Source organism: Mesorhizobium sp., from assembly GCF_004962925.1.
In the GTDB taxonomy this organism is placed as follows: domain Bacteria; phylum Pseudomonadota; class Alphaproteobacteria; order Rhizobiales; family Rhizobiaceae; genus Mesorhizobium.
In genome coordinates this window covers 2,730-12,380 of the sequence record NZ_SUEO01000190.1, presented here as the reverse complement: position 1 = coordinate 12,380, position 9,651 = coordinate 2,730, and the positions used below count along the sequence as shown (strand labels likewise).

Annotated in this window: 10 protein-coding genes; 3 read left to right on the top strand and 7 right to left on the bottom strand. The window is 62.8% G+C overall.

From position 1 onward, the window contains the following. The 3 genes from E5W87_RS27740 to E5W87_RS27730 form a co-directional block, all read left to right on the top strand. On the top strand, window positions 1–517 hold a 517-nt coding region (locus tag E5W87_RS27740), incomplete at its 5' end, for an SDR family oxidoreductase (RefSeq protein ID WP_292404871.1). 10 nt (window positions 518–527) lie between these two features. Beyond that, window positions 528–1,232: a ribonuclease activity regulator RraA gene (locus E5W87_RS27735; protein WP_292404870.1), complete on the top strand. Its 705-nt coding sequence runs from the start codon at window positions 528–530 to the stop codon at window positions 1,230–1,232. Next, window positions 1,229–2,155 (top strand): dihydrodipicolinate synthase family protein, encoded by a 927-nt coding sequence (locus E5W87_RS27730; protein WP_292404869.1) that lies wholly within the window; start codon window positions 1,229–1,231, stop codon window positions 2,153–2,155. Before E5W87_RS27735 ends, E5W87_RS27730 begins: the two co-directional genes overlap by 4 nt. A gap of 62 nt (window positions 2,156–2,217) precedes the next feature. Here E5W87_RS27730 and lhgO read toward each other — a convergent pair whose 3' ends face one another. The 7 genes from lhgO to E5W87_RS27695 all read right to left on the bottom strand — a co-directional run. Beyond that, window positions 2,218–3,417, bottom strand: coding sequence for an L-2-hydroxyglutarate oxidase (gene lhgO / locus E5W87_RS27725; RefSeq protein ID WP_292404868.1), 1,200 nt, complete (start codon window positions 3,415–3,417; stop codon window positions 2,218–2,220). Between the two features lie 14 nt (window positions 3,418–3,431). Next, on the bottom strand, window positions 3,432–4,940 hold the full coding sequence (locus tag E5W87_RS27720; RefSeq protein ID WP_292404867.1) for a tripartite tricarboxylate transporter permease: 1,509 nt from the start codon (window positions 4,938–4,940) through the stop codon (window positions 3,432–3,434). Window positions 4,941–5,056: 116 nt separating this feature from the next. Then, window positions 5,057–5,524: a tripartite tricarboxylate transporter TctB family protein gene (locus tag E5W87_RS27715; RefSeq protein WP_292404866.1), complete on the bottom strand. Its 468-nt coding sequence runs from the start codon at window positions 5,522–5,524 to the stop codon at window positions 5,057–5,059. Window positions 5,525–5,582: 58 nt separating this feature from the next. Beyond that, the gene (locus E5W87_RS27710) at window positions 5,583–6,560 is read right to left on the bottom strand and encodes a tripartite tricarboxylate transporter substrate binding protein (RefSeq protein ID WP_292404863.1); all 978 of its coding nucleotides are present in this window, start codon (window positions 6,558–6,560) and stop codon (window positions 5,583–5,585) included. Window positions 6,561–6,637: 77 nt separating this feature from the next. After that, a complete protein-coding gene (locus tag E5W87_RS27705) occupies window positions 6,638–7,810 on the bottom strand; it encodes a mandelate racemase/muconate lactonizing enzyme family protein (RefSeq protein ID WP_292404861.1) in 1,173 nt (390 codons plus the stop codon). A 25-nt stretch (window positions 7,811–7,835) separates the two neighbouring features. Beyond that, the gene (locus E5W87_RS27700; protein WP_292404859.1) at window positions 7,836–8,513 is read right to left on the bottom strand and encodes a GntR family transcriptional regulator; all 678 of its coding nucleotides are present in this window, start codon (window positions 8,511–8,513) and stop codon (window positions 7,836–7,838) included. Beyond that, window positions 8,510–9,651 (bottom strand): Ldh family oxidoreductase (locus E5W87_RS27695; RefSeq protein WP_292404857.1); only part of this gene is annotated, 1,142 nt, incomplete at its 5' end. The genes E5W87_RS27700 and E5W87_RS27695, both read right to left, overlap by 4 nt.

The following is a 9,651-nucleotide window of genomic DNA, read 5'->3' as shown; positions in this document are numbered from 1 at the left end:
CAATACGGGCGGCCCGCCGCCGACGCCGGCAGCCGGTCAGTCTTCGCAGGACTGGTCGAAGTTCTTCGACAGCATGGTGCGTTCGGTGATCGCCGTCAGCGATGCGGTGCTGCCCGGCATGCGCCGGCGCAAATGGGGCCGCATCATCACCTCGACCTCGTCGGGCGTGGTGACGCCGATCCCAAACCTCGGCATGTCGAACGCGCTCAGAATGACATTGGTCGGGTGGTCCAAGACGTTGGCGGCCGAAGTCGGCCGCGACGGCATCACCGCCAACATCGTTCTGCCCGGGCGCATCGCCACGGGACGCATCAGCTTTCTCGACGAACAGAAAGCCAAGCGCGAGGGGCGTTCGGTCGAGGAAGTAGCCGCCCAAAGCACGGCGTCCATTCCGGTCGGGCGCTATGGCCGGCCGCAGGAATATGGCGACGCGGTCACCTTCCTGGCTAGCCCGCGCGCATCCTATATCACCGGCTCCGTCATTCGCATCGACGGCGGCTTGATTCCCAGCATCTAAGGAGACTCCGATGACCCTCGACTCGAAAGTCGTAGAAACCCTGCAGGGCGTCTCCACCGCGACCCTCACCACGGTCCTCCTGAAGAAGGGCCTGCGCAACGTTTGGATGCGTGGGACCAAACCTATCCGCCCAGGCCAGCCGCGCGTGGTGGGGCCGGCCTTCACTTTGCGCTTCGTGCCGGCGCGTGAAGACCTCGCCACCCCGGCAAGCTGGGCCTCGCCTATTTCGACCCGCGCGGCGATCGAGGCGATGCCCGAAGGTTGCGTGGCGGTGGCTGACGCGATGGGCGTGCTCGACGCCGGTATTTTCGGTGATATCCTCTGCGCGCGCATGGCCAGACGCAATGTCGCCGCATTGGTCACCGACGGCGCGATGCGCGACGCCGCGGGCGTGCTCGGTACCGGCCTCAACGTATGGTGCAACGGCATTTCCGCGCCGCCTTCAGTGGCCGGTCTCACCTTCGTCGGTTGGCAGGAGCCGATCGCATGCGGCGGCGTGGCGATCTTTCCTGACGATATTGTGGTGGTGGACGATGACGGCGCGGTATTGATCCCCGCGGCATTTCTCGACCAGGTGCTGGCCGAAGCGCCGGAGCAGGAGACCATGGAAGCGTGGATCATGACCGAGGTCGATCGCGGCGTGCCGCTGCCCGGTCTCTATCCGATGAACGAAGAGACGAAGGCGCGCTACGCCGCTTTCGCGAAGAAGACATGACCTTCGGGGTCGATGCCAAGGGCGTCTATCCGATCGCGGCGACGCCGTTCAATGCGGACATGTCGGTCGACTGCGACTCCGTCGACCGGCTGACGGAATTCTACCAGGATGCCGGCGCCACCGGCATGACGATCCTGGGCATTCTTGGTGAAGCCCAGAAACTGGAGCCCGAGGAATCGCTTGCAATCGCAAGACGCGTGATCGCGCGCTCGCGTGTCCCTGTCGTGGTCGGAATATCCAATCCGAGCTTTGCCGCCATGCGCAGGCTGGCGCGCGAGGTGACGGATGCCGGCGCAGCCGGCGTGATGCTGGCTCCGGCCTCGCACCTGCGCAGCGACGAGCAGATCGCCGCCTATTTCCATCACTGCGTGGAAGCAATCGGTCCGGACGTGCCCTGGGCCCTGCAGGATTTTCCGCTGACGCTGTCGGTGATCCTGTCGGTGCCGATGATCTCGCGCATTATGAAGGAACATCCGTCCTGCGTCATGCTGAAGGCAGAGGACTGGCCGGGACTTGAGAAAATCTCGGCGATCCGCAAGCTGCAAGCCGCGGGCGACCTGCGGAAATTCTCGATCCTGACCGCCAATGGCGGGCTGTTCCTCGACTTCGAGCCGGAACGCGGTTCCGATGGCGCGATGACGGGCTATGCCTTTCCGGACATGCTGGTCGAACTCGATCGGCTGCACCGCAAAGGCGAGCGCGACGCGGCGCACGATCTTTTCGATGCCCACCTGCCGTTGATCCGTTTCGAGCAGCAACAGGGAATTGGCCTCGCGGTGCGCAAATACGTGCTGATGCGGCGCGGCGCCATAGCCTCGGACGCGCAGCGCAGCCCACGCTCGTCGCTGACGCCGACCGGTCGATCCGAAGTCGACTACCTACTGGAACGGTTGGCTCGAAAGGACCCGCGGGCAAGCCTGTGACGATGCACGCCGAGCGCCCGCCGCGGGATGCATCTGGGGCAATGGATTGTATCGGGCCCGGATCATGGTGACCGCTCCTCGATCCGATCGACGATCATCTTCGCGATCGGCATGGCGGACGTCGCCGCGGGCGACGGCGCGTTGCAGACATGCAGCTGGCGCGGGCTGTCGAGGAAGAGGAAATCGTGCACCAGCGTGCCATCGGCCAGAACCGCCTGCGCACGGATGCCGGCGCCTGGTTGGCCGAGGTCCGAAAGTTCGAGCGAGGGGCAGTATTTGCGGCACTGCTCCAGGTAGCCGCGGCGGAAAATCGAGTTGCGGAACTCGTCGATGCCTGACGTGAGGTTCTTGCGGGCCATTTTCCAGAAGCCGCCGAAGGCGAGCATCTGGGTGACATCGCCCAGGTCGATGCTGCCCTTTTTGTAGCCTTCGCGATGGAAGCCCAGCACGGCGTTGGGCCCGACTGTCACCCGTCCGTCGATCATGCGCGTCAGGTGGATGCCGAGGAACGGCAGATCCGGATCAGGGATCGGGTAGATCAAGTGCTTGACGATCGTCGATTTCGCATCGGGCAATGTGTAATATTCGCCACGGAACGGCACGATCTGGTGGGTGGGATTGAGCCCAGCAAGCCTCGCCAGGCGATCCGACTGCAGCCCGGCGCAGGCAACAAGCCGCTCGGCGCGGATCGTTTCGCCACGATCGGTGGTCACCACCACGCCGGTATCCTCTTCAGAGATGCCTTTGACGCGGGTGCCGGTCATCAGCTTGGCACCATTCGCCTTGAGACCCTCGGCCAGAGCGTCGCAGATCAGCTTATAGTTGATAATGCCGGTCGACGGCACGAGCAACGCGCCCAGGCCAGCGATGTTTGGCTCGATCTCACGCAGACGCGCCGCGCTTACCTCCTCGAAGCCAATGCCATTCTCCAAAGCGCGATGCTTCAGCGCTTCCATGCGCTCCATCTCGACCGGGCTGGTGCCGACAAGCAGCTTCCCGCACACCTCGAACGGAATGTTGTTGTCTCGCGCGAAGGCTTTCGTCGCCTTCGCCCCCTCGCGGCAAAGCTTCGCCTTCAAGGAGCCGGGGGCGTAGTAGATGCCGGCATGGATGACACCGCTGTTGTGGCCGGTCTGGTGCTCGCCGAAACCGGCCTCCTTTTCGATGACCAGGATGCGAGCCGCCGGATCGCGGGCCAGGATATCGGAGGCGGTGGCAAGCCCGACGATGCCGCCGCCAACGATGCAATATTGAAATGTCATATACCGCAGTCCTGTCAGACCTCAGCTTCGTCCGCGGCGATCTTCTTGCGCCCGGTCAGCTTGAGGAAGAGTGGGATCGAGAGCACGAGAACCGTGGCGATGAACAGCCCCAGCGCAATGGGCCGTTCGACGAAGACGAGCAAGTCGCCCTGCGATTGGATCAGCGTGCGGCGAATGTTGCGCTCCAGCAGCGGTCCCAACACCAGGCCGAGGATCAGCGGCACGGCTGGATAGTCGAGCCTGGCAAGGATGATCCCGGCACCGCCTGCCAGGATGGTCAGCATCACGTTGAAGGTCGAATTGTCGATGGCGAAGACACCGTAAACCACGATCGCAATGACGATTGGATAGAGATAGGCTGTCGGAACGAAAAGCGCCGCCGCCAGCAGCGGAGTCAGCAACAGCGTCAAGAACACAAGCGCCAGGTTGCCGATGGCAAAAGAGCCAAACACCGACCAGACAAACTGCGGATTCTCGGTGAACAGCAGCGGGCCCGGCTGCAGGCCGATCATGATCAACCCGCCCATCATTACGGCCGTAGTCGCCGAGCCCGGGATGCCCAGCGTGAACAGCGGGATCATCGCGCCGTAGGACGCTGAATTGTTGGCCGCCTCCGGCGCTGCCACGCCCTCGACGATGCCGGTGCCATATTTTTCGGGCGTCGGCGACAGGCGCTTGGCGAGTGCGTATGAGAGCATGGTCGCCGCCGAGGCGCCGACGCCGGGAAGGACGCCCACGAAGAAGCCGAGCACCGATCCCTGCAGCAATTGCCAGCGTGTCTGAACGGCATCGCTCATCCTCGGCAACAGCGAGGCGAATGTATATTTGGCCACCGGCTTGTCTACATTTACCTCCAGGGAGGTGAAGATCGCGGTAAGCCCGAACAGGCCGACAGCGACGATGGAGAAGTCGAGCCCGTCGAACAGGTTCATCGACCCGCCGGTATAGCGCGGCAAGGCGGAAATGGGATCGAGTCCCACCATGCCCAGCCACAGGCCCAGCGCCAACGCGACGAACCCCTTGAAGGCGTTGCGGCCGCCCAACACGCTGAGCAGCGAAAGCGCAAAAAACATCATCGCCGTCATCTCGGTCGGGCCAAAGGCGAGTGCATAGCGCGATACCGGAACCGAAAGGGCCACCAGCCCGGCTATGCCGAGAAGACCGCCGACGAACGAGGCGAAGACGCTCGTCCCCAGAGCCCGTCCGGCCTCGCCTTTCTGCGCCATCGGATAGCCATCGATGACCGTCATCACCGAAGGCGCGTCGCCGGGGATGCCGAGCAGGATCGACGTGATGGCGCCGCCGAACATCGAGCCATAATAGACACCACCGAGGCACGCGATTGCCGCTACGCCGCCGAAGCCTGCCGCCACCGGCAGCATGATCGCAACACCGGCGGTCGGTCCGAGACCAGGGAGCGCACCGATCAGCAAGCCGACCACAGCGCCCAGTATGGTGCAGGCGAAGATTGCCGGATCGGTGGCGGCGAGAATTCCGTCCCACAGCAGCGCAAGCGTTTCCATCGCGGTACCTCTCTTGGATGGCCGACTAGAGCAGTTCATCGTTTCACGGAAACGCCGAACCGCTCCATCTCTTTGTTTTGACGCAATTCAGCACGGAAAACTTTCCTGGAATTGCTCTAGAAGCCGAGCGGTCCCCGGGGGGTCGGCACGCCCAGGAGATTTTGGAACAGCAGCAGAAGGATGATCGGCGTGATCACCGACACCGCTGCAAGCTTGACAAAGAAAACCGGCCCCGGTTCGGTCCGCAGAGCCAGACCGATCGCCGCCATGGCCAGCATGGTGGCGATCATCATGCCGAGATACGGCGTCAGCCAGACGGCGATGAGTAGCGCCGCGATCACGACCCCAGCTTTTGCCGCCTCGCGGCCCGATATGCCCGGGCCAAGCTTCTCAACCCCGCCAAGCGCCCGATAGAGATTTATTGCGCTGAGCAGAGCGATCGACGAACCGATGATGATGGGGAAGAGACCGGCCCCGGGCGTGGTGCCCTGCATCACCCCATAACCGATGCCCGTGTAGACCAGCCAGAGACCGAAAATTGTCAGCAGTGCAGCGACCAGTAGGTCGAGCCGTTGAACGCTCATCGCTTTCCTCCTCGCGACGGATGGGAGCCATCATTTCGGGTGGCTCCGAGCAATGTCACTATTTGATGATGCCGAGTTCCTTCATCATCGTCTCGTAGCGCCCGTTGGTGCGCTCGAGCACTTGCTTAAAGCCTTTCGCGTCGACATAGTCCGGGATGTCGTGGAAGCGGTCGATATACTGCTTCTTCCACTGCTCGCTGGTCGCAACCTTTTGCAGGATGCCCTCCCAGTAGGTTACGACTTCGGGTGGAACATCCGCGGGCATGACCAGTCCGCGAAGCTGGGTGTGCAAAATCTCGCCATATCCGAGTTCCTTGAAGGTCGGGATATCGGGGAAGGCCGGCGAACGCTCGGCCGACGTGATTGCGAGTGGCCGCAGCTTGCCGGCCTTCATCTGCGCCATCGCCTCGGATGGGTTGAGAAAGCCGACGTTTACATGTCCGCCAAGCAGCGCCCCCATCACCTCGCCCTCACCGTCGAACGGCACGGAGTCAATCTGGATGCCGAGCGCGTTGGACGTCATCTTGGCCAGCAGTGCCGCGTCGGAGACGACGCCAGTCGTACCGGTGGTAAAGCGCGGCGTCTTCTTCAGGTCGTCAAGCTTCTGGTATTCGCTGGAGGTAGGAACAACCATGATGTACGGCGACTGCGCGATCGCAGCGAGTGGAGTGAAATCCTTGTAGCTCACCGGCGAGCCACCCAGGAGTGGCGTTGTGAAAAAGCTGACGCTGACGGTCGCCAGATGATAGGGATCGCCTTTTTCCTTGGCGACTGCACTGTAGCCGACCGCGCCCGAGCCGCCTGTACGATTCTCGGGCAGGATCTTCACAGGGATCAGCTTCATCTCCTCGATCACGCCGGCGATGGTGCGGGCGAGCGTATCGCTGCCGCCGCCGGCGCCGAACGGGATTATCATTTTGATGTCCTTGTCCGGATACTCCGCTGCCGCGGGGCTGACCGCGATGGCCGCAGCTGTGAGCAGACCGAGGCCGACGGCGCGGCCGTGGTTGACGAAGTTCGAGAGTCCGCAGGTCATAGTCATTTCCTCCCAGTTAGAACTTGGAACAGCGCCGAAACCGATCGAACCATTTTGGCGGTCCCGGGCTGCGATTGTCAGGCGTTCTTCTTTTCGATGGTTTCACGCAGCAGGTAGCCGTGTGCATCACGACCGGTGAACTGGCTGCCTTTGGGATCCTTGACCCGGGCATCCTTCAGCGCTTCGTAATTCGGCGTGAAGCCAAGGCCCGGCGCGTCCGGGATTGTCATCTTGCCGTTCACGGGGTCGGGCGTGCCGTTGAAGAAATGTTTTCCGGTCATCCACATGCCGTAGTGGAATTCGACCGGGCCGCCATTCATCACGCCCGCCAGAATGTGCATGTTGAAGATCGGCCAGCCGCCGCCATTGGCCATCGGCAGATTGAAGGCCTGGGCGAGGTGCGCCACTTTGAGCGCCTCGGTGTAGCCGCCATTGTAGAGGACGTTCGGCTGCAGCACGTCCACCGCGTGGTGGACGACGAGTTCGCGGAAGCGCCAGCGGTTGCCTTCCATCTGGCCGGCGGCGATTGGAATCTTGACGCGGCTGCGCAGGTCGGCAAGCGCACGTGCGTCGTTCTGCTCGATCGGTTCCTCGAACCATTTTAGGTTCGCGTCTTCCACGGCCTTCGCCAGCATGAAGGCGTCATGCGGGTTAAAGTAGCAGTTGGCGTCGATCATGAGGTCGACGTCGGGGCCGATTGCCTCGCGTGCGGCATAGACGCGACGCACGTCGTCCTTCCAGGTCCGGGTCGGCTCGCCGCCGACGACCATCTTCAGCATGGTGTGCCCGTCGGCCAGAAACTTCTTGGCATAGTCGGCGATCTGCTGCTCGTCGAAGAACGGGTAGCCAAACGTCGCATAGGTGTAGGCCTCGCGGGAATAGCCGCCCAGCAGCTCCGAGACCGACTTGCCGACAATCTTGCCCTGGAGGTCCCACAGGGCGATGTCGATCGCCGAGAGAGCGTTGGAAATGACACCGGTATAGGCGCGGTTGTTGAGCTGCTTCCATACTTTGGAGTGGATAGCCTCGGTGTGGAAGACATCCATGCCCTTGATCAACGGAAAGATATGATCCTCGATGCAGGGCATGGTCGACCAAGGCAGGAACTGACCGGTGCAGCCGAGCCCCTTGATGCCCGTGTCGGTCTCGACCTCGACGAAGACGAACATGCGAGATTCGATGGATTCGCCAATGCCGGGCAAATCGATCTCGTGGCGATGCAGGCTGGCTGTGATGTTTGCAATTTTCAAGTGAGGTCTCCTTGGGATAAATGGGTCATATGGCGGCCGCGGCGGGCGCCGCTGTTTCGATGGACGCTTTCCAGCGCGCCTTGCCGTTAAGGACGTGCTCACTCCCGCGGCGCCGAGCGAGCTCGGCGTCACCGCATTCGATCGCCTCGACGATCGAGCGATGCTCCAGATTTGTCTGGCCGGGCGATGACAGAGAGCGCCGCAAGGAATGGGTCTCCCGGATCAGGTCGTTGTAGACGCGATACGCGCAGGAGTGGTCGGCTATGCGGCCGATCAGCTGATGAAGCTCGAGGTTGATTTCGTAGTAGTGCGCGATCCTGCCGGCGGCGATCGCTATGTCCATGTCGGCGATCAGGCGCTTGAGCTTTGCCACGTCGGGGGCGGTGCGCCGTTCCGCGGCCTGCGCGCACATCAATCCGGTGAGCAATGAGCGCACGTCGTAGTTTTCGGCGATCTCGCGGTCGCACATTTCACGTACGAAAACACCGCGCGCCGGGACGAACACAAGAAGCCCCGCCTCGACCAGCGCACGCGTCGCCTCGCGCACCGGCGCACGGCTTACCGCCATCTGCTCGGCAAGCACCGCCTCCTTGATTCTGCTGCCGGGCTGCATGTCCCCCGCGAGGATCATCCGTTCGATTTCGGCGTAGACGCGAACGGCAAGACTTGCGGTTCGCTCGATCGGCCTTGCTGCAAAAGTCATGCCTTGCCCCTCGTTTCCCTGCCGTCAGTAAACTGAAAACTGTCGACAGTAAAATCGAGAGGGGAAAGCACCCACTCCGCGCCGGATTCCTGTGCAATTTGATACAAGCGTCGATGGAGGCCGGGCCCGATGGGTAGTCCGGTCTTCTCGCGTTCGGCGCGGACCCTGCGCTCAGGGTCGCCCGCCACCTGGACAGGCTTTAGCGGGTCCACCGGGGGTGTTGCGCGCAGATCGTCGCAGAAGCGGGAAACGTCGGCGCGAAAGTCCGCTATCGGACGGAACAAGGCGGGGTTGATGGCCATGAAGAAGTGACCGACATCGAGGCTCCATGGCTGTTTCGAATGGTTGGGATCGGTGATTAGTGTGGAGCCGGACAGGCACGAGGCGAGGATATTGACCATCGCAGCCAGCCCGTAACCCTTGTAGCCGGCACTCTCCGCCGCGCCGCCCAGCGGCGACAGGAAGCCTCCCTCCATCACCGCTTTCGGGTCGAGCGTCGGCACGCCCTTCCCGTCCATGCCCCAGCCCGACGGCATGAGTTGGCCTTCGACGATCTTGTTCCGGACCTTGCCGGACGCCACGGTCGTCGTGGCCATGTCGAGCACGAAGGGCCGGCCGGGCTCCGCTGGCGCAGCGAAGGACCACGGGTCGGTGCCGAAGCGCGCCGCCGCACCACCGGTCGGGGGCACACGGATGCCGAATACGCTGGTGGCAGCTATGCCGATCAACTCATGATCGGTAGCCATGGTGGTGAAGTAACCCAGCGCGCCGAAATGGCCGGAATTGCGAACCGACACCACGCCGACGCCGGCTGCGGTCGCCTTGGCGATTGCGGTTTCCATAGCTGATATAGCGGGCTCATGGCCGAGGCCGCCATCGCCGTCAAGCAGGGCACTGACCGGCGTTTCCTGGACGATGGTGGGCTTCGACTGGAAATTGATCGGCCGTGTCAGGCGTCGTTCGTTGTATTCGACCAACAGGGCGATGCCGTGGCTTTCGAGACCATGGAGATCGGCCCATGCAAGCACGCCTGCCGACTTCTCGGCCTTCTCGGCGGGCATGCCCCAGGCGCGGAAAATGTTCGCGGCCTGACGGCGATGCGTCTCGAAATCATGTCTCATCGCGATCTCCCGGGGAC